24 protein-coding genes and 1 riboswitch are annotated in these 25,309 nt (G+C 73.7%); of the genes, 12 read left to right on the forward strand and 12 right to left on the reverse strand.

All coding sequences use genetic code 11. From position 1 onward, the window contains the following. Together ACGF3A_RS29420 and ACGF3A_RS29425 are read right to left on the reverse strand one after the other, a co-directional pair. Nucleotides 1–262, reverse strand: a 262-nt coding sequence (locus tag ACGF3A_RS29420) for a leucine zipper domain-containing protein (RefSeq protein WP_393733407.1), incomplete at its 3' end; no start/stop codon positions are given. A gap of 138 nt (nucleotides 263–400) precedes the next feature. Further along, entirely contained in the window at nucleotides 401–1,162 is a 762-nt protein-coding gene (locus tag ACGF3A_RS29425; RefSeq protein ID WP_393733408.1) for a class I SAM-dependent methyltransferase, read from the reverse strand. A 93-nt stretch (nucleotides 1,163–1,255) separates the two neighbouring features. Between ACGF3A_RS29425 and ACGF3A_RS29430 the strand changes: the two genes are divergently transcribed. Next, nucleotides 1,256–1,771: a winged helix-turn-helix transcriptional regulator gene (locus ACGF3A_RS29430; protein WP_393733409.1), complete on the forward strand. Its 516-nt coding sequence runs from the start codon at nucleotides 1,256–1,258 to the stop codon at nucleotides 1,769–1,771. 10 nt (nucleotides 1,772–1,781) lie between these two features. Here the strand turns inward: ACGF3A_RS29430 and ACGF3A_RS29435 are convergent, their stop codons facing one another. Beyond that, nucleotides 1,782–2,213: an ATP-binding protein gene (locus ACGF3A_RS29435; RefSeq protein ID WP_393733410.1), complete on the reverse strand. Its 432-nt coding sequence runs from the start codon at nucleotides 2,211–2,213 to the stop codon at nucleotides 1,782–1,784. 234 nt (nucleotides 2,214–2,447) lie between these two features. On the opposite strand from ACGF3A_RS29435, the gene ACGF3A_RS29440 reads away from it, so the two are divergent. Together ACGF3A_RS29440 and ACGF3A_RS29445 are read left to right on the forward strand one after the other, a co-directional pair. Next, on the forward strand, nucleotides 2,448–3,317 hold the full coding sequence (locus tag ACGF3A_RS29440; protein WP_393733411.1) for a helix-turn-helix domain-containing protein: 870 nt from the start codon (nucleotides 2,448–2,450) through the stop codon (nucleotides 3,315–3,317). Nucleotides 3,318–3,332: 15 nt separating this feature from the next. Further along, nucleotides 3,333–3,533, forward strand: a complete 201-nt coding sequence (locus ACGF3A_RS29445) for a DUF397 domain-containing protein (protein WP_393733835.1) — start codon at nucleotides 3,333–3,335, stop codon at nucleotides 3,531–3,533. A gap of 7 nt (nucleotides 3,534–3,540) precedes the next feature. Here ACGF3A_RS29445 and ACGF3A_RS29450 read toward each other — a convergent pair whose 3' ends face one another. Together ACGF3A_RS29450 and ACGF3A_RS29455 are read right to left on the reverse strand one after the other, a co-directional pair. Continuing rightward, on the reverse strand, nucleotides 3,541–3,774 hold the full coding sequence (locus ACGF3A_RS29450; protein ID WP_393733412.1) for a ferredoxin: 234 nt from the start codon (nucleotides 3,772–3,774) through the stop codon (nucleotides 3,541–3,543). 10 nt (nucleotides 3,775–3,784) lie between these two features. Next, on the reverse strand, nucleotides 3,785–5,263 hold the full coding sequence (locus ACGF3A_RS29455) for an aldehyde dehydrogenase (protein ID WP_393733413.1): 1,479 nt from the start codon (nucleotides 5,261–5,263) through the stop codon (nucleotides 3,785–3,787). Between the two features lie 166 nt (nucleotides 5,264–5,429). Here ACGF3A_RS29455 and ACGF3A_RS29460 point away from each other — a divergent pair, with 166 nt between their 5' ends. After that, the gene (locus ACGF3A_RS29460; protein WP_393733414.1) at nucleotides 5,430–6,518 is read left to right on the forward strand and encodes an MBL fold metallo-hydrolase; all 1,089 of its coding nucleotides are present in this window, start codon (nucleotides 5,430–5,432) and stop codon (nucleotides 6,516–6,518) included. 21 nt (nucleotides 6,519–6,539) lie between these two features. Here the strand turns inward: ACGF3A_RS29460 and ACGF3A_RS29465 are convergent, their stop codons facing one another. Beyond that, a complete protein-coding gene (locus ACGF3A_RS29465; protein ID WP_393733415.1) occupies nucleotides 6,540–8,855 on the reverse strand; it encodes an Hsp70 family protein in 2,316 nt (771 codons plus the stop codon). 361 nt (nucleotides 8,856–9,216) lie between these two features. On the opposite strand from ACGF3A_RS29465, the gene ACGF3A_RS29470 reads away from it, so the two are divergent. From ACGF3A_RS29470 to ACGF3A_RS29500, 7 genes are all read left to right on the forward strand, one after another. After that, entirely contained in the window at nucleotides 9,217–10,221 is a 1,005-nt protein-coding gene (locus ACGF3A_RS29470) for an ArsR/SmtB family transcription factor (protein WP_393733416.1), read from the forward strand. Between the two features lie 555 nt (nucleotides 10,222–10,776). Then, a riboswitch (cobalamin riboswitch) is annotated at nucleotides 10,777–10,918 on the forward strand. 145 nt (nucleotides 10,919–11,063) lie between these two features. Further along, complete coding sequence (locus ACGF3A_RS29475) at nucleotides 11,064–12,332, forward strand: prenyltransferase/squalene oxidase repeat-containing protein (protein WP_393733417.1); 1,269 nt, start codon at nucleotides 11,064–11,066, stop codon at nucleotides 12,330–12,332. A 23-nt stretch (nucleotides 12,333–12,355) separates the two neighbouring features. Beyond that, nucleotides 12,356–12,991: an SCO2322 family protein gene (locus ACGF3A_RS29480; RefSeq protein ID WP_393733836.1), complete on the forward strand. Its 636-nt coding sequence runs from the start codon at nucleotides 12,356–12,358 to the stop codon at nucleotides 12,989–12,991. 11 nt (nucleotides 12,992–13,002) lie between these two features. Further along, nucleotides 13,003–14,265, forward strand: a complete 1,263-nt coding sequence (locus tag ACGF3A_RS29485) for an energy-coupling factor transporter transmembrane component T (protein WP_393733418.1) — start codon at nucleotides 13,003–13,005, stop codon at nucleotides 14,263–14,265. Further along, nucleotides 14,262–15,890, forward strand: a complete 1,629-nt coding sequence (locus tag ACGF3A_RS29490) for an ABC transporter ATP-binding protein (protein ID WP_393733419.1) — start codon at nucleotides 14,262–14,264, stop codon at nucleotides 15,888–15,890. The genes ACGF3A_RS29485 and ACGF3A_RS29490 overlap by 4 nt, the downstream gene beginning before the upstream one ends. Further along, nucleotides 15,887–16,711, forward strand: coding sequence for an ECF transporter S component (locus ACGF3A_RS29495; RefSeq protein WP_393733420.1), 825 nt, complete (start codon nucleotides 15,887–15,889; stop codon nucleotides 16,709–16,711). The genes ACGF3A_RS29490 and ACGF3A_RS29495 overlap by 4 nt, the downstream gene beginning before the upstream one ends. Before the next feature lie 187 nt (nucleotides 16,712–16,898). Further along, nucleotides 16,899–17,531 carry a TetR/AcrR family transcriptional regulator gene (locus tag ACGF3A_RS29500; RefSeq protein ID WP_393733421.1) on the forward strand — a complete coding sequence of 211 codons (633 nt, stop codon included), beginning with the start codon at nucleotides 16,899–16,901 and terminating at the stop codon, nucleotides 17,529–17,531. Here the strand turns inward: ACGF3A_RS29500 and ACGF3A_RS29505 are convergent. Continuing rightward, entirely contained in the window at nucleotides 17,440–18,084 is a 645-nt protein-coding gene (locus tag ACGF3A_RS29505; RefSeq protein ID WP_393733837.1) for a DedA family protein, read from the reverse strand. The genes ACGF3A_RS29500 and ACGF3A_RS29505 overlap by 92 nt on opposite strands. 230 nt (nucleotides 18,085–18,314) lie before the next feature. Here ACGF3A_RS29505 and ACGF3A_RS29510 point away from each other — a divergent pair, with 230 nt between their 5' ends. Then, nucleotides 18,315–19,535, forward strand: a complete 1,221-nt coding sequence (locus tag ACGF3A_RS29510) for an FAD-dependent monooxygenase (RefSeq protein WP_393733422.1) — start codon at nucleotides 18,315–18,317, stop codon at nucleotides 19,533–19,535. Between the two features lie 169 nt (nucleotides 19,536–19,704). Here ACGF3A_RS29510 and ACGF3A_RS29515 read toward each other — a convergent pair whose 3' ends face one another. From ACGF3A_RS29515 to ACGF3A_RS29535, 5 genes are read right to left on the reverse strand one after another with little or no spacing between them, the layout of a single operon-like run. Continuing rightward, nucleotides 19,705–20,478, reverse strand: coding sequence for a hypothetical protein (locus ACGF3A_RS29515; protein ID WP_393733423.1), 774 nt, complete (start codon nucleotides 20,476–20,478; stop codon nucleotides 19,705–19,707). A 25-nt stretch (nucleotides 20,479–20,503) separates the two neighbouring features. Continuing rightward, entirely contained in the window at nucleotides 20,504–21,202 is a 699-nt protein-coding gene (locus ACGF3A_RS29520; protein ID WP_393733424.1) for an ABC transporter ATP-binding protein, read from the reverse strand. Then, nucleotides 21,181–21,963 (reverse strand): ABC transporter ATP-binding protein, encoded by a 783-nt coding sequence (locus ACGF3A_RS29525; RefSeq protein ID WP_393733425.1) that lies wholly within the window; start codon nucleotides 21,961–21,963, stop codon nucleotides 21,181–21,183. Before ACGF3A_RS29525 ends, ACGF3A_RS29520 begins: the two co-directional genes overlap by 22 nt. Beyond that, nucleotides 21,960–24,065 (reverse strand): branched-chain amino acid ABC transporter permease, encoded by a 2,106-nt coding sequence (locus ACGF3A_RS29530; RefSeq protein WP_393733426.1) that lies wholly within the window; start codon nucleotides 24,063–24,065, stop codon nucleotides 21,960–21,962. Before ACGF3A_RS29530 ends, ACGF3A_RS29525 begins: the two co-directional genes overlap by 4 nt. 10 nt (nucleotides 24,066–24,075) lie before the next feature. Beyond that, a complete protein-coding gene (locus ACGF3A_RS29535; RefSeq protein ID WP_393733838.1) occupies nucleotides 24,076–25,293 on the reverse strand; it encodes an ABC transporter substrate-binding protein in 1,218 nt (405 codons plus the stop codon). Between the last annotated feature and the right edge of the window lie 16 nt (nucleotides 25,294–25,309).

A 25,309-nucleotide genomic window follows, 5' to 3' on the forward strand; every position in this document is an offset into this window, starting at 1 on the left:
GCTCACGGCGCATCCGCAGCACCTGCTGCTCCACCGGGGAGGGGGCGCGGCGGGGTGAGTGGTGGGGGCGGCTGGAGCGGTCCTTCATGCCCGCTGTGCCCGCTTCCCCGTGGCGGCGGTAGCGGTCGGCCCAGCGGGTGGCGGTGGTGTGGCTGACCTGGAAGCGTTCCGCTGCCCGGCGCAGTGGCCAGCCCTCCTCCACGACACACCGGGCCAGACGCAGCCTGCCAGTCGGTGTCAGCGGGGCATTACGGTGGATCAACGAGGGCCTCCTGGTGCCGGTGGAGATGTCGCAATCCACACCGAAACCAGAGGCCCTCGCCTCGTTCAAGCACCACGCACGGCGCGTCACCCGTCACCAACGCCCCGGGACAACACACCTAGGCCGTGTCGTCCGGGCTCACGCCCCACGGACCGCGCACCCCAGATACGTCACCACCGGGCTGCCCTCGGGCACGAGCACCATGCCGACCAGCTCCGGCAGCTGCTCATCGGCCAGCGTGCCGCGCCTGCGCCCGCGCGTCGCCCGTACGAGACCGCGGGCGTCGCGCGGCTTGAACGCCGATACGCCTCGGGGGGACAGCCCCGCCCGGCCGAGGGCCCCGGCCAGCTCCGCCGGGCGGCGCAGCCGGTGTGCGGCGTAGCGCCCGCGCGGCATGATCCGGGTGCCGGGGAACGACTGGAACGCGCCGAGGTAGACGAGGCGGGACACGGGGGTGCGGTTCACCGTGTCGTAGACGAAGGCCCCGCCGGGCCGCAGCACACGCGCCGCCTCCGCGAGGACCGCGTCCGGCCGCTCGGTGATCTCCAGGGTGTCGGCGCAGTACACGAGGTCGAAGGAGGCGTCCGGCAGGCCCAGCTCCTCCCCCGGCGCCGTCAGGTACGAGACCCCGAGCCCGCCGTCCGCCTCCCGCGCGAGGGCCGTCGCGGCGGCGGACGGATCGGCGGCGACGGTCTCGAAGCCGAGCCGGGCGAGACCGCGCGCCAGCACGCCACGCCCACTGCCGACGACGAGCGCCCTGCTGCCGGAGGCCGCCGTGCCCAACTCCTCGCACACGTGCCGCAGATACTCCATGCGTACCGACTGAAAGGTCAGAGCCCTGATGTGGCGACCGTCGACGGCCGAGACCGAGTCGAGTGCGATGTGCGGACGTCCGGCCATGGCAGTCTCCCTCGACATCCCCGCTTGGGTTCCTCGAGGGAACCTAGCACTCGCGAGTTCCCCAAGGGAACCCACCACAGCTACCATCGCCCCGTGACCCGTACCCCCCTCTCCGACGTCGCGTGCTCGATCGCCCGCGCGACCGACCTGTTCGGCGACGCCTGGACCGCCCTGATCATGCGCGACGTCCTCCTCGGCATCCGCCGCTTCGACGCCCTCGCCGAGGACCTCGGCCTGTCCCGCAAGGTCCTCGCCGCGCGCCTCGCCCGGCTGGTCGAGGAGGGCGTGCTGACGCGCGAGCGCTACCAGGAGAGCCCGCCGCGCGAGGAGTACGTGGCCACGGAGAAGGGGCAGGAGCTCTATCCCGTACTGCTGGCGCTGATGGCCTGGGGCGACAAGTGGTACGCGGAGCCGGTGGGGCCGCCCGCCCGGATCCGCCACGACGCCTGCGGGCACCTCGCCACGCCGGTCGTCTCCTGCGACGCGTGCCACGGGCCGCTCACGCTGACCGACACGACACAACTGCCGGGCCCCGGCGGACGAGTGGGCCCCGGCACGCGCCGCCTCGGCCCACTGATCGCCACCCGGGGCCGGGCGGAGTCGGCCTGAGTCCGGGACGTCAGCCCAGGTCCAGCTCGGCCCAGGTCGTCTTGCCGACCACGTGCGGCTCGACGTCCCAGCGGCTCGCGAGCGCGTTGACGACGAGGAGGCCTCGGCCGAAGCACTCGTCGTCGGCGGGGCGCCGCAGCTGGGGCATGCGCTCCCCGCGCGGATCGCTCACGGCCAGCCGGAGCGCTCCGCGCGTGTGGGTGAGCCGCACCTTGAAGAGGCGGTCGCGCAAACTGCCGTGCAGCGTCGCGTTGGCCGCGAGCTCCCCGACGATGAGCGCCGCGTCCCCGGCCAGCGCGGGGTGCCCCCACTCGGCCACGAGCCGGGCCGTACGCCGCCGCGCGAGCGAGACGCTGCGCTGCTGCGGTGTGTAGTCGAGGGCGTCCTCGTGCAGGACCCCGTACTCGGGCTCCGGACCAGCGCAGTTGTCGGACGAGGTCATGGCTCCTCCTAGTGCGCGCCAACTCTCGCCCCATGGCGTTCCGTTGATACGCGCCCGGCCTATGTACTGGGTGCCAGTTATACGCGCATCCCGGATCGGGATTCCCATTTCAGGATTCCCTTTCACTCGTTGGAGTGGCCCCGCCGCACCTCGCCCCGCCCCTTCGGCGCTCGGGCAACAGTTGCTGGTGCATGCCGGGCCGAAGAGACTGAGCCCGACCCTGGAGGGGATGAGATGCCAGTGGGGCCGACCACACGCCGCCGTCAGCTCGCGGCCGAGCTCCGGCGTTTGCGCAGTCAGGCAGGGATGACGCTGGAGGAGGCCGGTACAGCCGGGGGCACCTCCCGTGCCGCGCTGGCTCGCTACGAGAGCCCGCAAGGATCAAGTGCCCCGAAGTGGCCGATCGTTGACGCCCTGTGCCGGGCCTACCAGGCCGACGACAGAGACCGGGCCGCGCTCGTCACCCTGGCGAAGGAAGCGAAGGTCCAGGGGTGGTGGCAGTCATACGCTGATGCGGTTCCTGAATGGATCAAGCCCCTCGTCACGCTGGAGGACGAGGCCACGGAAGAGCTGCACTGGGCCCCCACCTACGTGCCCGGCATCCTGCAGACCCACGGCTACGCGACTGCGGTCATGCGGGCAGCCGAGACACGCGCCGACGACGACGCGATCGCGCGCATGGTCGACTTCCGCCTCAAGCGGCAAGAAGTCCTGGCCCGGGCCACGCCTCCCCATCTGTGGGTGATCATGGACGAGGGGGTGCTCCACCGACGGGTCGGCGGCCCGAGTGTGATGCGCGAACAATTGGCCGACCTGCGGCAACGTGCCGCGAAGCCCCACGTCACCGTCCAAGTGCTGCCCTTCACCGCTGGCGCTCACGGTGCCGACAGCGCCGGATTCGTCATGCTCCGGGGCCCCGAACCCTCCCTCGACGTGGTGTACATCGGCATCAAAACCGCGGCGCTCTACCTGGAGAAGGACACGGAACTCACCCGTCATAGGGTGGTGTTCGAAGAGCTACGGGCCATGGCCCTGTCTCCCGATTCCTCGGTTGAACTCATCGCTGCTGTCGGGGAGCAGTACGCCAGAGCCGCTGAGGAATAGGAGCCAGGCATGTCGATGGCCGGGACACCACTCGTCGCCCCCCGCTGGGTCAAGAGCAGTTACAGCGGCGGCGCCGGAAGCGAGTGTGTCGAGGTCACAAGTGGCTTCCCCGGCGTCGTCGCGGTCCGCGACTCCAAGGCACCGGAGGGCCCACGCGTCCGGGTCACTCCCGACGCGTGGGCCGCATTCACGCGTCACGTCCGCCGGAACGGCTAGCGGCCCCTCACTCCTCCGGAGGGAAGACCGCCTCCCCCGTTTCCGCGAGCGTGATGGTGATGGCCTCGACCGGGCACCCCTCGGCGGCGTCCATCACCAGCTCGGAGGGGTCCCGTTCGGGGACGGTCGGGTGGGACTGGCGGGCCGCGTCCAGGGTGAAGTCACCCGGCGCGGTGCCCACGCACATGCCCGAGCCGATGCAGACCCCGCGGTCCACCTCGACGTGCCAGCGGTCGCCCATGGCCCTCACCTCACCCTTCGGCCGGCAGGTGGATCATCTTGTGCTCCATGTACTCGCTGTACCCCTCGGGGCCGAACTCACGGCCGATTCCGGAATTCTTGTAGCCGCCGAAGGGGCCGAGCATGTCGAGGCTGAAGGTGTTGACCGAGTAGGTGCCTGTACGGACGCGGCGGGCGACCTCGATGCCGCGTTCGACGTCGGACGTCCAGACGCTGCCCGACAGGCCGTAGTCGGAGTCGTTGGCGATACGCACCGCTTCGGCCTCGTCCTCGTACGGGATGAGGCAGATGACGGGGCCGAAGATCTCCTCGCGGGCGACCCGCATCCCGTTGTCGACGTCGCCGAAGAGCGTCGGCTCGACGTACCACCCCGTGGGCTGGGACGCCGGACGGCCGCCGCCCGCCAGGATCTTGGCCCCTTCCTGCTGGCCGAGCGCGATGTAGTCGAGGGAACGCTGCCGCTGGCGCTCGGCGACCAGCGGGCCCACCTGCGTGGCGGGGTCGAGAGGGTGGCCGACGGCGAGTTCGTTCGCGGCGGCGCTGAAGCGTTCGGCGATCTCGTCGTACCGTGAACGGGGCGCGAGGATACGGGTCTGGGCCACGCACGCCTGCCCGTTGATCATCCAGGCGAACGGGGTGATGCCCGCGACCGCCGCGTCCAGGTCGGCGTCCGGGAGCAGGACAGCCGCCGACTTGCCGCCCAGTTCCAGCGTGACGCGCGTGAGGTTGCGGGCCGCGACCTCCATGACGCGCTTTCCGGCCGCGACCGAGCCGGTGAAGGAGACCTTGTCGACGCCGGGGTGCCCGACCAGGTACTCGCTGACCTCGCGGTCCGCCGGAAGGATGGACAGCACGCCCTCCGGCAGCCCCGCCTCGCTCGCGATCTCGGCGAGGACGTACGCGTCCAGCGGCGTCTCCGGCGACACCTTCAGCACCGCCGAGCAGCCGCTGAGCAGCGCGGGCGCGAGCTTCGCCGCCGCCGTGAACTGCGGGACGTTCCACGGCACGATCCCCGCGACCACGCCCACCGGCTCGCGCCGGACCAGCAACGGCCCGAGCACTCCGGCCCGCCGCTCCTCGTACGGGAAGTCCTGGGCGACCTTGAGCGCGGTGTCCCACACCATCATCGCGGCGAGCGACTGCACCATGACGCCGGTCGAGTACGGGGTGCCGTTCTCGGCGCTGATGATGCGGGCGATCTCCTCGCTGCGCACCGCGAAGGCGTCCTTGATACGGGTGACGACCTCGATCCGCTCCTCCAGGCTCCGCCCGGCCCACACGCCCGAGTCGAAGGCGCGGCGCGCGGCGTCCACGGCGCGGTCCACGTCCTCGCGGGAGGCGTGCGGAACGCGCCCGATGGGCTCCTCGCTGTGCGGCGAGACGACCTCGATCGTCTCCCTGCCCGCGGGGTCGGTGAGGGTGCCGCCGATGTAGAGCTGTCCGTGCTCGACGTACGCGAAGTCGAGGTCCGTGCCCGCCTGGTCCGTCATGGCCTCTGCCCCTGCCCTGTCTCGGCTGTCCGGTCGCCACTGTGACGCTTCTGACACTGCATCAGAACTAGTACCAGTTCTAGTTCTAGGGGACAATGCCCCCACCGACGAGACTCGTTGCCGTGCGGAGCACGTACCGGGAACGGGAGTGGGGGAGCCGCCGCTCATGAGTGAGGCACCGACCGAGGCACCGACCGAGGCACCGCAGGTGACCGACCACGGCGGCGGGGTGTGGAGCATCCCGGTGCCCATCCCCGACAACCCGCTCGGCCACACGCTCGTCCATCTCCTCGACACCGAGCGAGGCCCCGTCCTCATCGATACGGGCTGGGACGACCCGGACTCCTGGCGGACCCTCGTCGCGGGCCTCGCCGCCTGCGGGACGGAGCCCGCCGCGCTGCACGGCGTCGTGATCACCCACCACCACCCGGACCACCACGGGCTCTCGGCGCGCGTACGGGAGGAGTCCGGCGCGTGGATCGCGATGCACGCGGCCGACACCGCCGTCGTACGCCGTACCCGCGAGGCCGAACCCACCGCCTGGCTGCGCTACTACACGGAGAAGCTCATCGCCTCCGGCGCGCCCGAGGCCCACACGGCGCCCCTGCTCGCCGCGCTCGACCAGGGCTGGTCCGGCGGCGACGCGCTGCCCGGCAGGCGCGCGGCCCTGCCCGACCGGGAGATCGAGCCCGGCGAACTCCTCGACCTGCCGGGGCGGCGCCTCCGCGCGATCTGGACGCCGGGCCACACGCCGGGCCACGTCTGCCTCCACCTGGAGGAGCGGCACCCGCAGGCGCGCGAAAGGGGCCACGGACGGCTCTTCTCCGGGGACCATCTGCTGCCGACGATCACCCCCCACATCGGGCTCTACGAGGACCCGGAGTCCGACACCGCCGCCGATCCCCTCGGCGACTACCTCGCCTCGCTGGAGCGGATCGGGCGGCTCCGCCCGGCGGAGGTGCTGCCCGCACACCAGTACGCGTTCTCCGACGCCGAGGCCCGGGTGAACGAGCTGACCGCGCACCACGAGGAGCGCCTCACCGACCTCCGCGCGCTGCTCACGGACCACGCCCTCACGCCCTGGGAGCTGGCCGAGTCCATGCGCTGGAACCGCCCCTGGGCCGAGATCCCCTTCGGCTCCCGCAACATCGCCGTCGCCGAGGCCGAGGCCCACCTCCGCCGCCTGGTCAAACTCGGCCACGCGGAAACGGCCCCGGACACCGACCCCGTCCGCTACCAGGCCGTCGCCGAGTGAGAAGTACGGGAAGAGCGAGGGCTACAGGGCTCCCCGGTCCCGTTCTCCCCGTTCTCCCGGCTCGGTCTCGTCCGTACGGGCGCCGCCGCTGACGTCCTGCGGCAGCAGGCGGGTCAACCGGTCGCTGATCTCGCGGAGTTCGGGGCCGCCGCCCGTCCTGACCGCGTGGCGGCCGCGGGCGATCAGCGCGTCCGCCTCGCCGCGCGAGGCCATCGCGTCGCGCGCGTCGCAGAGCAGCAGGAAGCGCGTGGTCTCCCAGTCGCCGCCCTTGCCGAGCAGCCGTACGCGCAGCTCCCGCGCCCTGTCGAGGAGTTCGGCGAGGGTGCCCGCGTGGACGTCGTCGTTGCCGCCCCGGTCGCCGCCCCAGCCCCGCAGGACGGTGTCCGCGTGGGCGCACAGGTGGTCGAGCTCCTGGCGGTCGTCCGTGTCGCCGTGGGACGCGGCCTGGTCCTCGCACTCCGCCAGCAGTTCGCGCAGTTCGCGGGCCCGCAGGGGGACGCGGAGCACGCCCTCGATCGCGTCCAGTTCGACCTGGAGGCGGAGGAGTCCGGCCGCCGCACCGGCCGCGGCGCCCGGTTCGCCGCCCGCCGCCGCGCGCACGCGGTCGCGCGCGTCCTCCGGCAGCCGCTCCGTGGCGAGCCGGGCGAGGCGGCGCGCCGCCGTCACGATCCCGGCGTCCTCCGCCTCGGCCCGCAGCCGCGCCAGCCGCGCGCCCGCCTCGCGCAGCAGGCACTCCAGCGCCGCCTGCCCCGGCGGCCGTACGGGCGCGAGCCCGCCCTCCGCCGTGAACCGGGCGCGGGCCAGCGGGACGTCGGCGCGCACGGACAGCGTGTGGTCGGCGCCGATCTCGAACGTCACGTCCACGTCGCTGCGTTCGGGCAGCCCCGCGCGCCCCTCGCGGGCCCGGATCTCGACGGAGCCCACGGTGGTGTTCCGCTCGACGCGGTCCCGTTCGCCCTCGACGACGGGGATGCGGAGGGTGTCCGCGCCGTCCCTGCGCAGCGCGACGGGGGTGCGGTACGTACGGGTGCCCGTCGCGGGCAGGACGCTGCCCTTGCGCAGCAGCGGCGCGAAGCTGCCGTCGGGCAGGCCGATGCCCAGCGAGTGCGGCAGCACGGGCGCGTCGGCGGAACGCAGGGCGCGTGGTCCGGCATGCCCCTCGGCGTACTCCCTGGTGTACTCCCCGGCGTATTCCCTGGCGTACTCCTCCGCGAGGAGCGCGGCGCCGTGGGCGACCGCCGTCAGCGGATCCGGGCCCGGTACGGCGAGCACGCCGAGCCCCTCCGCGGGGTCGGCCAGCAGTTCGCGCAGGCCCGGGGCCTGGGTCGCGCCGCCGACGCACAGCAGGCCGTCGAGGTCGTCGGGGGCGAGCCCGCCCTCGGCGAGGGCCTCGCGGCCCGCGCGGACCGCACGCGCGTAGAACGGCGCGGCGACGTCGTCCAGCGCGCCGCGCGTCAGGGTGTGCTCGAACGGGACGACGCCGCCCGCGCCGTCGCCGAGCTCGGCCACGAGCCGGACCGTGTCCTGGCGCGAGAGCCGCACCCTGGCCTCCTCGGCCGCGGCGCCGAGCCGGGCGAAGTTGCCGTGCCAGGCCGGGTTGTCGCGGCTGAACCCGGCGAGCCCGGCGCCCCGCGCCACGGCGGGCGCGAGCAGCGTGTCCACCACGGCCCGGTCCAGGTCCCTGCCGCCCAGGTACGGGTCGCCCGCGTGGTGCCGCACCCGGAGCACGCCGTCGCGCCGGGTGACGACGGCGGCGTCGAACGTACCGCCGCCCAGGTCGAGCACGAGCCACTGCCCCGTGCCGCCGGGCGCGTGCGGCTCGTGGGCGAGCGCTGCGGCTACCGGGTCCCGCACCAGCGCGCAGCGCGGCCCCAGGCCCGCGAGCTCCGCCGCCGCGCGGGCCGCCGCGCACTGGTTGAGGGTGAAGGAGGCGGGCACCGTGAGCACCACCGACTCCGGCGGGGCGCCCAGCCGGTGCGTGGCGTCGTCCCGCAGGGACCTGAGCACCTCGGCGCACAGCTCCACGGGCGTCAGCGCGACACCCGCGCGCGCGAAGCGCCGCTCCGCGCCCGCCGTCCCCAGGTCGGGCTTGAACCCCGCGTGGGCGTCGCCGGGATGGCTGCCCGTACGCGTACGGGCCCGCCGTCCGACGTGCACGACGCCCTCGCGCGGGATCCACACGGCGGTCGGCGTGGTGTCGCGGCCCTCATGGTTGATGACGGTGCGCGGCTCGCCGTCCGCGCCGACGACCGCGACGGCGCTCGACGCCGTCCCCAGATCGATCCCGAGCCGTATGCCACTCGTTCTGTTGTCGCCCGCGGCGCCGGATGCCCGCATGACCGTCCCCCCGTTACCGTCCGTCTCCCCCCGAAGGCGGGGTGGGGAGGGGGATCCACCCCGCCGGTACCGGGACGCCCCTCGCCGCGCGAGCACGTCGGCACGCCGACACACCGACACGCGAGGGCCGCGGGGCCGCGCCGTGCCGCTCGTACCGCCGCCCGCATCCCCCTGCCGCTGCTGTCGCAGCGCGCCGGCCGCCGCTCCGTCGCTCCCCGCATCCGTACCGTTCAGCATGCGATTGGCCGTTCGGGCGAACAAGCGGCGGTAGCCACGGCTAAATTCCCCTTGTCACAGGGGAATTCGCCGTGCGCTCCCGCCCCGGCGCCACGGCTGTACGGCTGCTGTACGGAGGAGAGTCATGCTGCGGGTCGTCTTCACCTCCCAGGACCTGGCGCGGCTGCGCGTCGCGAGGGAACCGGACGCCCTGTGGGAGATCACCAACAGCGTGCAGACGCTGCAACGCCGGGACGGGCGCGCCGCGTTCGGGCCCTGGCGGCACGCCGTACGGCCCCGGCTCGGGCCCGAGAGCAGGCTCCTCGCCTCCCTCCTCCCGCCCTGCGGCTACTCCCCCGACTTCCTCACCCCTGGCCCCGGCACCGAGGAGTCCCCGACCCTCGACGCCGCCGTCGACACCATGCTGAGCACTCCGCGCCGTACGCTCGCCGCCGACCTGGAGCGGTTCGCCGCCGACCACGGGCGCGTGCCGCGCTGGGCCGACGCGCTGGCCGACCCCACGGCGCGGAGCGCCAGCGCCACCGAGCCGCTGCGGCGGCTGGGCGGCGCGGTGCGCGCGTACTACGAGACGGCCGTCGCGCCCTACTGGTCCCGCGTCCACGCCCACGTCGACGCCGACCGCAACCTGCGGCTGCACGCGCTGCTCGACGGCGGTACCGAGGGGATGCTCGCCTCGCTCGGTCCGCACTTCCGCTGGCAGCCGCCGGTGCTGGAGGTCGCCTACCCGGTGGATCAGGAGCTCCGCCTGGAGGGGCGCGGCCTGCTCCTCCAGCCCTCCTACTTCTGCTGGCCCGCGCCGGTCTCCCTCGCCGACCCCTCCCGGCCGCCGGTCCTCGTCTACCCCGTCTCGCACGAGCGCGGGGAGGCGGCGTCGCAGGCGGGCGACGGGCTGGGAGAGCTGCTGGGCCGCACGCGGGCCGCGCTGCTCCGGGCGACGGGATGCGGCTCGTCCACGACAGAGCTGGCCCGCCTCCTCGATGTGACCGGGCCTGCAGTGAGCCAGCACACCGCTGTGCTGCGCGAGAACGGCCTTCTGGTGACGGTACGCAAAGGTGGCCGCTCCTTCCACAGCGTCACCGCCCAGGGCCGAGCCCTACTCCAAGCCGCCCAACACGGCAGCCTCCAGTAAGAGCCGCACCCGAGGTGCCCCGGGCTGTGCTTCGCGGACTGCGAGTGCATCGTGGCTAGTCGCGCAGTTCCCCGCGCCCCTAACGGGGCACTCCTGCTTCTCCCTCCACCCCTCTGAGCTTGGGAAGTCTGCGCAAGGCGCAGGGTTGGCAAGCGCAGCCCCCCACGCCGGGTGCCCCGCGTACAAGAGCCGCGCCCGGGGAGCCCCGGGCTGTGCTTCGCGGGCCGCGCCCGCATCGTGGCTGGGCGCGCAGTTCCCCGCGCCCCTAAAGGGGCAAGCCCAAAAGTCTTGGACCGGTCGCGCCCACGCGGCGGAGCCGCAAAACAAACACAGCCCCGGGCCCCTGATCGGGCAAGCCCCGAGGTGTCGTGACCGGCGCGCCCACGCGGCGGAGCCGCGAAGCAGACACAGACCCGTGCCCCTGGAGGGGCAAGCTCTGTTGCGTGGTGGAGCCGGGAAGTAGACGCAGGGGCGTGGCTCTGGGCGGGCGAGGTCTGGTCTGTTGGTGAGCTGAGGGGTCGTGGCGAGGGCACCTGGGGGCGGTCTTTCACGGTCGTACGGCTAAAGTGGCGGGGCAGACAGCAGCGTCTCCGTTCGGGGGAAGCCGGTGGGAATCCGGCGCTGACCCGCAACCGTGAGCGGCGAGCACCACACGGCGCCGCGAGCCGGATCGCCCGCCCGGAGGCACAGGCTCCTGCGGTGCCCCGCCAGCGGGGCACCGCACGGCACCGTCGGGGTATACGGAGCCGAGCCCGGTGTGCCGCCGCGCGACCACGCGTGACGGGACGGCCGTGCACGGCTACGGCCCACCCGTCACGTCACCGTCAGCGAAAGGCACCCGCATGTTCCCGCGCCCGCGCCAGCGCCACCGCTTCTCCGTGGCCGTCGCCGCCTCCCTCGCGCTCTGCGCGGTCACAGCGGCAGTCGCCCCCGTCGCCGTGGCCGACGAGAAGCTGCCGCCGGAGCTGTACGGGAAGGGCGACCCGAAGTTCGACGGGGTGTGGCGGCAGTCCGTCGCGCTGCTGGCGCTGGACGCCGCGGGCGCGAAGCCGTCGCCGAAGGCGGTGAGCTGGCTGTCGACGCAGCAGTGCGAGGACGGCTCGTTCCCGGCGTACCGCGCCGACCCGAAGGCGAAGTGCGACGCGAAGAAGACCCCGGCGGACGTGAACGCCACGGCCATCGCCGTACAGGCCCTGTCCGCCTCGATCGGCGGGCCGAACGCCGGGACCGACAAGGCCCTCGACTGGCTGAAGTCCGTCCAGAACAAGGACGGCGGCTGGGGCTACAACCCCGGCAGCCCCTCCGACGCGAACTCGGTCTCCGTCGTCGTCGGCGCCCTCGTCGCCGCGGGCAAGGACCCGGCCGCGTGGAAGAAGGACGGCAAGACGGCGTTCGACGCGCTGCTCTCCTTCCAGATCGACAAGGACACCAAGGACGCGAAGAAGGACGCGTACGGCGCCTTCGCGTACCAGCCCGGCAAGGGCGACAAGCTCGACCCGAACGACGACGCCACCGCGGCGGCCGTGCTCGCCGGGATGCGCCAGGGGCTCGCGCTCTCCGGCGACAAGGAGGGGCACGGCGCGTCCCCGAAGAAGGAGGCGGAGAAGGGTGCCGACTACCTCACCGCCACGCTGAAGAAGAACGACGGCCATCTCGTGGCCGTCACCCCGGGCGCCAAGGACAAGGGCAAGGGCAAGGGCCAGCCGGACTACGCGAACACCGCCGACGCCGTGATCGCCCTCTCGGCCGCGGGCCGCAAGGACGAGGCCAAGAAGTCCCTCGACTGGCTCGGCGACAACCTCGGCAAGTGGGACAAGGCCAAGGACGACCCGGCGGCGCTCGGCATCCTGATCCTCGCCAACCGCGCCACGACCAATGGCGACCCGGCGCAGCTCGGCGGCACCGACCTGCTGAAGCGCCTCACGGCGACGGGCCCGAAGCCCGCCGCGATGCCGTCCCACGAGAAGAAGGGCGAGGAGGACAAGAAGGAGGACAAGAAGGACGACGACGGCGGGTCCCTGCCCACCTGGTCGTTCATCGTCGTGGGCGTCGCGGCCGGGGCGGGCATCGGCATCTGGCTGAGCGGACGCCGGAAGAAGCAGTCGCTGTGAGGCGTCTGCTGACCGTGCTGGGCATGCTGGGCGTGCTGCTCCTTGCCCTGCCGCTGGGCATGGCGGGTACGGCGCAGGCCGCCAGGGACGGCTACCGCTACTGGTCGTTCTGGGAGCGGAAGGGCGACGGCGGCTGGGCGTACGCGACGAAGGGCCCGGCCGTGCTGCGCCCCGGCGACGGCGACGTGCTCGGCTTCCGCTTCGCGCTCAGCGAGGACTCCAAGGACGCCACCCGGCCGCGCGGCGGCATCGCCTTCGACGCGGCGTGCGCCCGTACGGAGAAGAAGTCCGGGACGAAGCGGGTCGCGCTGCGCCTCGACTTCGGCACGCGCGGCGACGCGCCCGGCGGGGAGAAGCCGCCCGGGGCGCGTACGGCGTGCGCGCGGATCGACGAGGACGGTTCGGCGGCCGACGCGCTCGCGGCCGTCGCCGAGCCGCTCCGCTACAACTCCGACTCCCTCCTCTGCGCCATCGACGGCTACCCCCGCAAGGGCTGCGGCGAGGTGGCCTCCAAGGAGGAGAGCGACAGCGACAGCTCCTCGGGGAAGAAGAAGGACGACGACGGGGGCATGTCCACGGGGCTCGGCATCGGCGCGGGCGTCGCCGCCGTGGCCGTCCTCGGCGCGGCGGCGCTCTGGCAGGCGCGCCGCAGGAGGTGAAGGCCACCCGTATGGCCAGGCCGCCCCGCGCGGGGGCGCTGCGCGCGCCCCTGGCGACCCGCTCCACCTCGCTCCACCCCGGGGCGTGGTGGCTGTGGGCGCTCGGTCTCGCGACGGCGGCCTCGCGTACGACGAACCCGCTGCTGCTCGGCCTACTGATCGTCGTCGCGGGGTACGTCGTCGCCGTACGCCGCACGAACGCGCCGTGGGCCCGCTCGTACGGCGCGTTCCTGAAGCTCGGCCTGCTGGTGCTGGGCATCCGGCTGGTCTTCGCGTTCTTCCTGGGCTCGCCGGTCCCCGGGACGCACGTCCTGGTGACGCTCCCCGAGGTGCCGCTGCCCGACTGGGCGCAGGGCGTGCGCGTCGGCGGCAGGGTGACGGCCGAGGGCATGGTCTTCGCGCTCTACGACGGGCTGAAGCTGGCGACGCTGCTGATCTGCGTCGGCGCCGCGAACGCGCTCGCCAACCCGGCCCGCCTCCTCAAGTCGCTGCCCGGCGCGCTGTACGAGGCGGGGGTCGCGGTGGTCGTCGCCATGACGTTCGCGCCGAACCTGGTGGCCGACGTGCAGCGGCTGCGCGCGGCCCGGCGGCTGCGCGGCCGGAGCGACCGGGGACTGCGCGGGGTGCTCCAGGTGGGGCTGCCGGTCCTGGAGGGCGCGTTGGAGCGCTCGGTCGCGCTCGCCGCCGCGATGGACGCGCGCGGTTACGGGCGTACGGCCAGGGTGCCGCGCGCCGTACGCCGTACGACCGCGGCGCTCACGGTCGGCGGCCTGCTGGGCGTGTGCGCGGGCACGTACGGACTGCTGGCCTCGGAGGGCGCCGCGTTCGGCCTGCCGGTGCTGCTCGGCGGGCTCGTCCTGGCGCTGGCGGGGCTGGCCCTGGGCGGCCGCCGCACGGTCCGCACCCGCTACCGGCCCGACCGCTGGGGCGTGCGCGCCTGGCTGGTCACCGCCTCGGGGGTGGCGGTGGCGGCGGCCCTGCTCGTCACCGACGCCGACCTCGACCCCCCGGCCGTCCCCCTGACAGCACCCCAGCTGCCCCTGTTCCCGGCCGCGATGATCCTCCTGGGCCTCCTCCCGGCGGTGATCGCTCCGGCGCCGTCCCCCGTACGGAAGAGCGCCCCGCGGGAGGGCGCCCCGCAGGGGCGCGGGGAATGGGGGTACCTCCCTGCTCGAAGAGCTTGGGGGAGCGAGCAACCACGACACAGCCGCAGTCTGCGGCGAAACAGCGAGGGGCAGCCCGTGACCAGCACCCCGGAAGAGCCCACGAAATGATCCACTTCGAGAACGTCAGCGTCACCTACGAGGACGCCACGGAACCGGCACTCGCCCTCGTGGACGCGGACATCCCCGAGGGCGAGCTCTGTCTCCTCGTCGGCCCCTCAGGGGTCGGCAAGTCGACATTGCTCGGCACCGTCAGCGGACTCGTCCCGCACTTCACGGGTGGCACCCTGCACGGCAGGGTCACCGTCGCGGGCCGCGACACCCGTACGCACAAGCCCCGGGAACTCGCCGACGTCGTCGGCACCGTGGGCCAGGACCCCCTGGCCCACTTCGTCACCGACACGGTCGAGGACGAGCTGGCGTACGGCATGGAGTCGCTCGGCCTCCCGCCAGGGACGATGCGGCGGCGCGTCGAGGAGACCCTCGACCTGCTCGGCCTCAACGAGCTGCGTGACCGCCCCATCGCCACCCTCTCCGGCGGCCAGCAGCAGCGCGTGGCGATCGGCTCCGTGCTCACCCCGCACCCGCGCGTGCTCGTCCTGGACGAGCCGACCTCGGCGCTCGACCCGGGCGCCGCCGAGGAGGTCCTCGCCGTCCTCCAGCGCCTCGTGCACGACCTGGGCACGACGGTGCTGATGGCCGAGCATCGGCTCGAACGGGTCGTGCAGTACGCGGACCAGGTGCTGCTCCTCCCCTCCCCCGGCGCCCCGGCCCGGCTGGGCGACCCCGCCGAGCTGATGACGGTCTCGCCGGTGCGCCCGCCCGTCGTCGAGCTGGGCGCGCTGGCGGGCTGGTCGCCGCTCCCGCTGTCCGTACGGGACGCCCGGCGCCGGGCCGCGCCCCTGCGCGCACGGCTCGAAAACCGGACCCCGCCGAGGACAACCGCGCCGCCCCGCGAGGCACCCGTGCTGGCGGAGACCTCGCGCCTCACCCTCCTCCGCGGGCGGGTCACGGCGCTGCACGAGGTGACGCTCTCCCTGCGCGCGGGCGAGACGGTCGCGCTGATGGGCCGGAACGGCGCGGGCAAGTCGACGCTGCTGGGCAGCCTCGTCGGGCTGCACGCCCCGACCTCCGGCACGGTCTCGGTCGGCGGCGGGCCCCCGCACCGTACGCGCCCCGCCGAACTGCTGCGGCACGCCGGGCTCGTACCGCAGGAGCCGCGCGACCTGCTCTACGCGGACACGGTCGCGCGCGAGTGCGCCTCGGCCGACCAGGACGCGGGCGCGGCGCCCGGCACCTGCCGCGCGCTGGTCTCGGAGCTGCTGCCGGGCATCCCCGACAGCACCCACCCGCGCGACCTGTCGGAGGGCCAGCGCCTCGCGCTCGCCCTGGCGATCGTGCTGACGGCGAGCCCGCCGCTGCTCCTGCTGGACGAGCCGACGCGCGGCCTGGACTACGCGGCCAAGTCCCGCCTGGTGACGGTCCTGCGCGAGCTCGCGGGGCGCGGCCACGGCACCGTACTGGCCACGCACGACGTCGAGCTGGCGGCGGAGGTCGCGCACCGCGTGGTGATCCTCGCCCAGGGCGAGACCGTCGCGGACGGCCCGACGGCGGAGATCGTCACCTCGTCCCCGGCCTTCGCGCCGCAGACCTCCAAGATCCTCGCGCCCGAGCCCTGGCTGACCGTGCCGCAGGTGCGGGAGGCGCTGGGCGGAGCAGAGGGGGCGACGGCGTGAACGTACGCGCGATCCGGCTCGGTCCCCGTTCCGTCACGGCGCTCGCGCTGACGAGCGCCATCGGCGTGGCCGCGTTCGGCTGGCCGCTGCTCGCGAGCGGGACGTCGGGGCTGGCCCACTCGCGGGACGCGCCCTGGCTCTTCGCGGCGCTGCTCCCCCTGCTCCTCGCCGTCGCCGTCGCGACGATCGCGGACACGGGGCTGGACGCCAAGGCCGTGGCGATGCTCGGCGTGCTCGCGGCGGCGGGCGCCGCTCTGCGCCCGCTCGGCGCGGGGACGGCGGGACTGGAGCCGATGTTCTTCCTGATGGTGCTCTCGGGCAGGGTGCTGGGCCCGGGGTTCGGGTTCGTGCTCGGGGCCGTCTCGATGTTCGCGGGGGCGCTGCTGACGGGCGGCGTGGGCCCGTGGATGCCGTTCCAGATGCTCACCATGGGCTGGGTCTCGATGGGCGCGGGCCTGCTGCCGGGGCCCGAACGGCTGCGCGGGCGGCGCGAGCTGCTGGCGCTGGCGGCGTACGGCGCGGTCGCGGCGCTGCTCTACGGCCTGGTGATGAACCTCCAGGGCTGGCCGTACATCGCGGGCCTGGGCTCCGGGATCTCGTTCGTCCCGGGCGATCCGCTGCACGAGAACCTGGCCCGCTTCCTCGCGTACGTCCTCGCCACCTCGCTCGGCTGGGACGTGCCCCGGGCGCTGCTGACCGTCGTGCTGACGCTCACGCTGGGCGGCACGGTGCTGCGGGCGCTGCGCCGGGCGACCCGCCGCGCGGCGTTCGACGCGAGCCCCGTCTTCACGGAGCCGGAAGTGCCCACTGCCCGGCAGTGACGCCGTGTCCCCGCCCTCCCCCGAATGACGAGAACACGGCGTCGCCCCCTCCTCCGCCCCTCTCCCCCGTTCCCCCCGGGGCGGTTTCCGGGCGCGGAACTTGCCTCGGAGGCAAGAGAACGCCCGTTCTCACGGAAAGGACCGTAGTCTAGAGAACGCACGTTCTCAAGCGGGGGGAGTGACGGGGATGGACGCCAGGACCAGCGGACGGCCCGAAGAACAGCCCGGCGAACAGTCCGGCGAGCAGCCCAGTGAGTGTTCACATGTGCTGGCCGTCGCCGACGCGCTGTTCTACGCGCACGGGATCCAGGCGGTCGGCATGGACCGCATCAGGGACGCGGCGGGGGTGTCCCTCAAGCGCCTCTACCGCTGCTTCCCCTCCAAGGCGGAGCTGGTCGAGGCGTATCTGCGGGGCCGGGACGAGTGGGCGCACGAGAGGCTCGCCGCGTACCTGGCGGAGATCGGGCCGCCGCGTGAGCGGATCCTGGGGATCTTCGACTGGCTCCACACCTGGGCCCAGGACCCCGACTTCAACGGCTGCGCGTTCCTCAACGCGTACGGCGAGCTGGCCTCGGGCTCGGAGGGCGTGGTCCGCGCGGTGCGCGACCACAAGTCGGCGCTGCGCGGCCAGCTGCTGCACCTCACCGAGGCCACCGGCGCCGCCGACCCCCGGGCACTGGCCGCTCAGCTCGCCCTGCTGCTCGACGGGGCGCTGAGCGGCGCCCATGTCAGCGGGTCCGCCGCGCCTGCTCTGGACGCTCGCGCCGTTGCCGCGACGCTTCTCGACGCGTCAGGCGCCGCGCACCCCGCCCCCGCGTGAGGCGCAGCGCGACGAAGACCGCGGCGGCGAGCGCGACGCCGCCGAGCACGAACTTCGAGTAGAGCCCGACCAGGTCCGTGACCTCGTGCCAGCGCGCGCCCAGCCCGTACCCGGCGAGGACGAAGAGGGCGTTCCACAGCGCGCTGCCCGCCGTGGTGAGGACCAGGAAGAGGGGCACCGGCATCCGCTCGACGCCCGCCGGGACGGAGATCATGCTGCGGAAGATGGGGATCATCCGGCCGAAGAAGACGGCCTTCGTGCCGTGCCGCGCGAACCACTGCTCGGTCTTCTCGATGTCGGAGACCTTGACCAGGGGCAGCCGCGCCGCGAGGGCCACGGTGCGCTCGCGGCCGAGCAGCGCCCCGACCGCGTAGAGCGCGAGGGCGCCGACGACGGAGCCGACCGTCGTCCACACCAGCACGGCGACGAGGCTCAGGTCCCCCTCGCTCGCGGTGAACCCGGCGAGCGGCAGGATCACTTCGCTGGGCAGGGGCGGGAACAGGTTCTCCAGCGCGATGGCGATTCCGGCGCCTATGGCGCCCAGCGACTCCATGAGCCCGGCGGCCCACCCGGCGATGCCACCGGTCTCCTCGGCGGCGATGTCGATCAGCATAAGGTAAAAGATAAGCAAAGGAAGACCATGCGCTGTACCCGGGAGGCCGTACAGCCGGGGTGCGGTTTTCCACACTCCCCCCGCACTCCCCCTACGAGGAACGGCCCCGGCCCTCTACGATCTTGTACGGGATCGGACCCGTACCCATAGCGTCACGGAGGAAGACAGGCATGGTGCTGCTGAACGTGGCGGTGGTGGGCGGCAGTATCGCGGGGTGCGCGGCGGCCCTGGCGGTCTCGCGGGGCGGCGGCGCGCGCGTCACCGTCTTCGAGCGCGCCGCGGGCGAGCTCCGCTCCCGCGGTGTCGGCGTGAGCCTCCACAACGACCGCTACGCGGAGCTGGAGGCCGCCGGGTACGTCGACGCGGCGATGCCCTGGGCCGAACTGAACCGCCGGATATGGACCGTTCGGGACGGGGAGACCCCCGAGGGCCGCGCGATAGCCACCCACCCCTTCCCGTTCCGCGCCTACGGCTGGGGCTCCCTCTGGAACGAGCTGCGCCGCCGGGTCCCCGACGGGGTCGACTACCGTACGGACGCCGAGGTCGCCGCCGTCGAGCCGGACGCCGACGGCGTCACCCTGCGGTTCGGCGAGGACGGGAGCGACGACCGTACGGAGCGCTTCGACGCGGTGATCGGGGCCGACGGCTACCGCTCGGTGGTCCGGAACACGATGTTCCCCGAGCTGAGCCCCGACTACTCCGGCTATCTCGCCTGGCGCGGCAGCTCCCCCGGCGAGGGCCCCGGCACCGACGCGCACATCGTGGTCTTCCCCGGCGGCCACTGCATGATCTACCGCATCCCGGGCCCCGACGGGGAGCACCGGGTCAACTGGGTGCTGTACACGGTGCCGCCCCCGCTCGACGGGACCCAGCCGGATCTGCGCACCCCCACCTCGCTCCCCCCGGGCCGTCTCACCGAGGACCTCACGGAGCACCTCCGGGCGCTCGTCGCCGAGCACTTCCCGCCGGTCTGGGCGGAGTGCGTGCTGAGCACCCCGGTCGAGGACACGCTCGTCCAGCCGATCTACGACATGGAGGTGCCGCACTACGCCACGGGCCGCCTCCTGCTGGTCGGCGACGCCGCCACCGTCGCCCGCCCCCACACCGGCGGCGGCAGCGTGAAGGCGCTCCAGGACGCCTGTTCCCTGGAGGCCGCCTGGCGCGCGGGCGACGGCGACCTGGAGACGGTCCTCGCCGCGTACGACGCCGACCGCACCTCCGTCGGCGCCACCATGGTCGCCCTCGGCCGCCGCCTCGGCCACGCCCAGGTCGAGAACACCCCGGACTGGGCCGCCATGCGCGAACCGGACCTGGAGGCGTGGTGGCAGCGCCAGCACCAGGGCGACGCCCGCAGCAGCGGCTTCGGCGGCCAGGCCCTGGACAGGCCTTAGGCAGGCCTTAGGCCGTGACCGCTGGGCAGGGGCTGCCCCGTGCCGCGCGTTGCAGACTGCGGCTGCGTCGTGGCGAGCAACCACAACGCACGCGCGGCCTGCGACGGACAGGCGGGGCAGCCCCTGCCCAGCCCTGATCCGCCGGACACGGCCCAGGCAGGCCGCGAGCTCAGTGCCCGATCTCCCGGGGCGTCGGGAACTCCCGTACGAGGTCGCCGCCCCGGGGCTCGTAGCACGACATGCCGACGTTCCACCCGAACCCGGTGAGCAGGGTGTGGAGTTCCTCCCACCGCTCCGGCTCGACCTGGCCCGAGAAGCGGATGAGGTCGGGCCTGGAGAGCGTGCCGAGGCTGGCCCAGTCGGTGGAGAGGGCGAGCTCGCCGCGGAACCGGTCGCTCGGTCCCGTCTCCCAGCCCGCCCCGGACAGGACGGCGGCGAACTCCTCCAGCGAGGGGCCCAGGGTGTCGTCCGGTCCGCCGAACTCCGGGTGCACGGCCCCGTAGACGTTGGGGAGTCCGTCCACCTTCTTCCGCAGCCACTCCGGGACGTTCTCCTCCGCGCGGGGGAAGTACGCGAGGTCCTTGGCATAGTTCTCGGGCGTGAAGGAGGGCGCGTCCGGCTCGTCGTCGAACTCGAAATGGACCGAGTAGCGCTCCGGGGTCAGCGTGTAGGTCAGCGTGAACCAGGTGCCGCCGCTCTCCGTGTACATCCCCAGCCGCAGCTTCCGGCACAGCTCGGTGATGCCCCGCGGGATGCCCGCCGCGGTGAGGCTGCTGCCGTCCTCCGCCACGACGGCGAGGGACGCCGACGAGCCGCCGACGGCCAGTTCGGCCCACCGGAGGGTCGCCCTCGCCCAGCCGTCGGGGAGGCCGCCGCCGAGCACTCCGCCGATCTCGGCGCAGATCTCGGCCTGTTCAGTGGGATCCAGGGCGTGGCGCGGCACGGTGTCACCTTTTCTGTCGTGGAGGTCAGGCGCGGGTCAACGCCAGCGCGTCCCGCAGCGGTTCGGGGTCGGCCCGCACGTCGGGCCCGGAGAAGTGCCCGGTCAGCCGCCCCGCGGTGAGCACGCTCACCTCGTCCGCGCACTCCGCGGCGAAGGCGGGGCTCGGCGAGACCAGCAGCACGGCCATCCCCTCTCCGGCGAGGGTGACGACGACCTCGCGCACCCGGCGTACGACGACGGGCGCCAGCCCCTCCGTCGGCTCGTCCAGCAGGAGCACGCGCGGCGCCCCCAGCAGCGCCCGCGCGAGGGCGAGCATCTGCTGCTCGCCGCCGGAGAGCTGACCGCCCCGGTGGCCGCGGCGCCCGGCGAGACTGGGCAGCAGTTCGAGGACACGGTCCGGCGTCCACTCGCCCTTCCCCCGGTACGAGAGCCGCAGATGCTCGTTCACCGTGAGCCCGGCGAAGACCCGCCGCCCCTGCGGCACGAGCCCGACACCCGCGCGCGCCACGCGGTGCGCGGCGAGGCCCGTCACGTCGGCGCCGTCCACGCGGACCGTGCCGGACGCGGGCGCGAGCAGCCCGGCGACGGCGTGCACGAGGGTGCTCTTGCCCGCGCCGTTGTGCCCGACGACCGCGTGCACGCTGCCCTCGGGCACGGACAGGCCGACGCCGTGCAGGACGGTGCCGCCGTCGTATCCGGCGGTCACTCCGCTGAGTTCGAGCACGCCTCGTCCTCCTCTTCCGTGCCGAGGTAGGCGCGGCGGACCGCGGGATGGCTCAGCGCCTCCCCCGTGGGCGCGGTGACCAGCGCCCGCCCCTCGACCAGCACCGTGACGGTGTCCGCGAGCCGGGCGACCAGTTCGGTGTTGTGCTCGACGAGCAGGACGGCGACGTCGTCGGGGAGCGCGCCGAGCAGCTCCACGAACCGTTCCGCGTCGTCGTCGGTGAGCCCCGCCGCCGGTTCGTCCAGCAGCAGCACGCGCGGCCGGGCGACGAGCGCGGCGCCCAGGTCCACCAGCCGCCGCTGCCCGTGGGAGAGCGTGGACGCGGGCGCGTCGGCCAGCGCGCGCAGCCCGACGGCCTCCAGCTGCCGTTCCGCCTCGGCCGCGCACTCCCGGTACCGGGCCGGGCTGCGCCAGGCGCCCCGCCGCCGGGGGTGGTGCCGCCAGACGGCCAGGACGAGGTTCTCCCGTACGGTCAGGTCCGCGAACACGGACGGCTGCTGGAAGCTGCGGGCGATCCCGAGCCGTCCGCGCCGCGCGGGCCCGGCGCGCGTGAGGTCGCGGCCGGCCAGGACGACCCGGCCCTGGTGCGCGCGGACCGTACCGGCGATGAGGTTCAACAGGGTCGACTTCCCCGCGCCGTTGGGCCCGATCACCGCGTGCCGGGCGCCCGGCGGGAGAGTGAGGGAGACGTCGTCGACGGCGGTGAGGCTGCCGTAGCGGCGGCTGAGCCCGGTGAGGGCGAGCCCGGAGTCGTCCGTCATACGGCCTCCTTCGCCGGTGGGACCGGGCGCGACGCGAACGGCAGCCGTACGCCCGCCAGTCCGCGCGGCAGCGCGTACACCGCGACCACGAACAGCGCGCCCAGCAGCAGCGGGCCGTGCCCCGGCCAGGCGCTGGAGAGCCAGTCCCGGGTGAAGACGATCAGCCCGGCGCCGAGCACGGCCCCGACGACGGAGGTCGTACCGCCGATGACGGCGGCGAGCAGCGCGAGCGCGGCGATCTCGAAACCGACGTCCGCCGGGGAGACGTACGCCTGGACGGTGACCATCAGCGAGCCGCCGACCCCGGCCAGGACGCCCGCGCCGATGTGCGCCATCAGCAGATAACGGGCCACGGGGTGCCCGGAGGCCCGCATCCGCGCCTCCGCGCTCCGCGTCCCGGTCAGCAGCGTGCCCGCCGGGGAACGCAGCAGCACGAGGGTCGCGGCGAGGACGACCGCCGTCGCGGCCAGTACGTAGCCGTAGACGGCGGTCTCGTCGGACAGCTCCTCAAGTCCCCACAGCGGTACGGGCGCCGGGAACCCGGCGAGGCCGTCCGTGCCGCCGGTCACGGACTTCATCTGGCCGATGGCGGTGCTGGTCAGTTCGCCGACGGCGAGGGTGATCATGAGTACGGTCGTGCCGCGGGCCCTGATCACGGCGGGTCCGGTGACCGCGGAGAAGAGTGCGGCCGCGGCCCCGGCGATCGCGAGCTGCACGACTCCTGTCGTCCACCCGGCATCGGCTGCCAGCGCGGTCGCGTAGGCGCCCACGGCGAACGGCGCGGTCTGCCCCAGCGTGGGCAGCCCCGCATACCCCGTCATGATCCCGGCACTCACCGCGACCAGTCCGAGCGCGAGGGCGTACCCGGCGAGGGTGATGCTGTACTCGTCGAGGACGTAGGGCACGACAGCGCATGCCGCCACGAGGGCGATCAGCGCCCCGGCAGATTTCCGGTACCCGGAATGGCGGCTGCGCTTGCCAGCCCTGCGCCTCAGCGCAGACCTCCCAAGCACAGAACGGAGACGTTCAGCTGCGCCCCGAAGGGGCGCGGGGAACTGCGCGCGCAACCGCGACGCGGCCGCACCCGGCGTGGCACCGGCCGGGGCATCCCCGACTCCGCGCCCCTGAAGGGATCCCTCCACTTCTCCCTGCTGTGCTTGGGAGGTCTGCGCAAGGCGTAGGGCTGGCAAGCGCAGCCGCCGATGCCGGGTACGCGCGTGGTCGGGCCCGCCGCCCGGTTCCGGGATGCCCCCGGTACGGGCGCGGACAGTCAACACCACCGCCATTGCGGCGAAGAGCAAGTACGGGGCCCAGTCAGGGGCGAGGGAGACGCCCAGGGTTTGGACCTCGCCGACGGCTACGGCGGCGAGGAGGGTGCCCCAGAGGGAGCGGAGGCCGCCCAGTACGACGACGACCAGGGAGAGCATCAGCACCGTGTCGGCCGTGCCGGGGCCGGGCCCGACGATGGGCGCGCCCAGCACTCCGGCGGCACCGGCAAGCGCGCCCGCCGCCGCCAGCACACCGGTGTGCACGGCCCGGGGCCCGATCCCGACGGCGGCCAGCATCTCCGGATCGTCGGCGGCGGCCCGCACGGCGGCCCCGGCACGCGTACGGTTCAGCACAAACGTGCCGACCGCCGCGAGCACCAACGCCATCGCCACGAACACCAGCCGGTAGGTGGGGTACCGGTGACCCAGCAGGGACGTCGAGGAGTCCAGCACCTCCGGCACCCGTACCGGAATCTCGTCGGCGCCGAAGAACTCGATCAGCAGGTTGCCGCCGATCAGCGCGAGGCCGAAGGTGAGGAGGGCCTGCGCGAGGTGGCCCCGCCTGGAGAGCGGCGCGGTCGCGACCGAGAGCAGCACCCCGGCGGCGGCAGAGCCCGCCGTGCCCACGGCGAGGCCGAGCGCGAGCCCGCCCCACGTGCCGTCGCTCAGCTCGGCGCCCGTATAGGCGCCGACGGCGTAGAGCGTGCCATGTGCCAGGTTGAGCACGCCCGCCGTGCCGAAGGCGAGGCTCAGCCCGGCGGCGACGACGAACAGCAGCAGCCCGTAGGCCACGCCGTCGACCGCCGGGACGAAGTGCGCGTCGAGTGCACCCACCGTACGGACCTCAGTCGCCGAGCGTGGCGAGATCCTCGACCATCACGTTGGCGAGCTTCTTGCCGTCGGGCTTGACCTGGCGGAGGTACCACTTCTGGACGGGCGCGTGGGTACGGTCGCCGAACTCCCAGGTGCCGCGCGGGCTCTCGATCTGGCCGAGTCCGTCGATGGCCTTGTTGATGCTCTCGGACGTGACCTCCTTGCCGCCCTTGCCCGCGGCGGCGATGGCCTTGTCGAGGATCGCGGCGGCGTCGTACGAGGACATCGCGTAGGTCGTCGGCGAGGTGTCGTGCTCGGCGGTCCAGTCGGCGACGAACTTGCGGTTGGCCTCGTTGTCGAGGTCGGCGGCGTAGTTGAGCGAGGAGTAGATGTCCTTGGCGGCCTTGCCCTGCGCGGGCAGGGTGCTGCCCTCGGTGAGGAACCCGGCCGAGTACAGCGGCAGGTCGGCGGCGTCGGACTGGGCGTACTGCTTCACGAAGTCGATCGCGGCCTTGCCCGCGTAGAAGCAGTAGACGGCCTTGGCCCCGGACTTCTTGATGTCGGAGAAGTAGGGGGTGAAGTTGGTGGTCTTGGGGAACGGCGTCCAGCGGGTCTTGCCGTCCGGGTTGGCGAGCTTGCCGCCCGCCTTCTTGAACGCCTCGGTGAAGCCGCGGAGTTCGTCGTGGCCGCCCTGGTAGTCGGGGCCTATCGCGTAGACGGGGCCGTCGACCTTCTTCTTGACGTGCTTGGCGATGGCCTCGCCGGGCTCGTCCGAGAGGTAGCTGGTGTGCCAGACGTTGCTGACGTCCTTGACCTCGGGGCGGCCGTTCGAGCCCACCAGCGGGATCTTGTTCCGCTTGGTGAGGGGCAGCACGGCGTTGAACGAGCCGCCGCCGACGATGCCCGTGAGGACGTCCACCTGGTCCTTCTTGATGAGCTTGGTGGCCGCCGGCACGGCGGTCGGCGGCCCGTCGCCCTCGTCGCCGACGGAGAGCTCGACCTCGCGGCCGCCGAGCTTGTTGCCGTGGGTGTCGAGGTACAGCTCGAACCCGGCCCGCATGTCCGTGCCGACGGCCTTGTAGGTGCCCGACAGCGAAGCGAGCAGGCCGATCTTCACCTTCTTGTCGCCGTCCGACCCGGCGCCACCGCCGCCGCAGGCCGCGACGGCGGTCAGCGTCAGGGCGAGACCCGCGGCCCAGACGGTCCGGCGCGCGCCGCGTGCGGCACGGCTGGCTCTGCGTACGTTCACTGTCACGGGGGCTCCC

Source organism: Streptomyces sp. NPDC048172, from assembly GCF_043202595.1.
In the GTDB taxonomy this organism is placed as follows: domain Bacteria; phylum Actinomycetota; class Actinomycetes; order Streptomycetales; family Streptomycetaceae; genus Streptomyces.

Excerpts from the sequence above, each read along its gene's own strand:
- ACGF3A_RS29480 (WP_393733836.1), top strand. The coding sequence starts at position 12,356 with ATGCTGGGCGTGCTGCTCCTTGCCCTGCCGCTGGGCATGGCGGGTACG.
- ACGF3A_RS29485 (WP_393733418.1), top strand. The coding sequence starts at position 13,003 with ATGGCCAGGCCGCCCCGCGCGGGGGCGCTGCGCGCGCCCCTGGCGACC.
- ACGF3A_RS29435 (WP_393733410.1), bottom strand. The coding sequence starts at position 2,213 with ATGACCTCGTCCGACAACTGCGCTGGTCCGGAGCCCGAGTACGGGGTC.
- ACGF3A_RS29465 (WP_393733415.1), bottom strand. The coding sequence starts at position 8,855 with ATGCGGGCATCCGGCGCCGCGGGCGACAACAGAACGAGTGGCATACGG.
- ACGF3A_RS29505 (WP_393733837.1), bottom strand. The coding sequence starts at position 18,084 with ATGGAGTCGCTGGGCGCCATAGGCGCCGGAATCGCCATCGCGCTGGAG.
- ACGF3A_RS29450 (WP_393733412.1), bottom strand. The coding sequence starts at position 3,774 with ATGGGCGACCGCTGGCACGTCGAGGTGGACCGCGGGGTCTGCATCGGC.
- ACGF3A_RS29510 (WP_393733422.1), top strand. The coding sequence starts at position 18,315 with ATGGTGCTGCTGAACGTGGCGGTGGTGGGCGGCAGTATCGCGGGGTGC.
- ACGF3A_RS29445 (WP_393733835.1), top strand. The coding sequence starts at position 3,333 with ATGGCCGGGACACCACTCGTCGCCCCCCGCTGGGTCAAGAGCAGTTAC.
- ACGF3A_RS29500 (WP_393733421.1), top strand. The coding sequence starts at position 16,899 with ATGGACGCCAGGACCAGCGGACGGCCCGAAGAACAGCCCGGCGAACAG.
- ACGF3A_RS29460 (WP_393733414.1), top strand. The coding sequence starts at position 5,430 with ATGAGTGAGGCACCGACCGAGGCACCGACCGAGGCACCGCAGGTGACC.
- ACGF3A_RS29475 (WP_393733417.1), top strand. The coding sequence starts at position 11,064 with ATGTTCCCGCGCCCGCGCCAGCGCCACCGCTTCTCCGTGGCCGTCGCC.
- ACGF3A_RS29455 (WP_393733413.1), bottom strand. The coding sequence starts at position 5,263 with ATGACGGACCAGGCGGGCACGGACCTCGACTTCGCGTACGTCGAGCAC.
- ACGF3A_RS29425 (WP_393733408.1), bottom strand. The coding sequence starts at position 1,162 with ATGGCCGGACGTCCGCACATCGCACTCGACTCGGTCTCGGCCGTCGAC.
- ACGF3A_RS29525 (WP_393733425.1), bottom strand. The coding sequence starts at position 21,963 with ATGACGGACGACTCCGGGCTCGCCCTCACCGGGCTCAGCCGCCGCTAC.
- ACGF3A_RS29490 (WP_393733419.1), top strand. The coding sequence starts at position 14,262 with ATGATCCACTTCGAGAACGTCAGCGTCACCTACGAGGACGCCACGGAA.
- ACGF3A_RS29470 (WP_393733416.1), top strand. The coding sequence starts at position 9,217 with ATGCTGCGGGTCGTCTTCACCTCCCAGGACCTGGCGCGGCTGCGCGTC.
- ACGF3A_RS29440 (WP_393733411.1), top strand. The coding sequence starts at position 2,448 with ATGCCAGTGGGGCCGACCACACGCCGCCGTCAGCTCGCGGCCGAGCTC.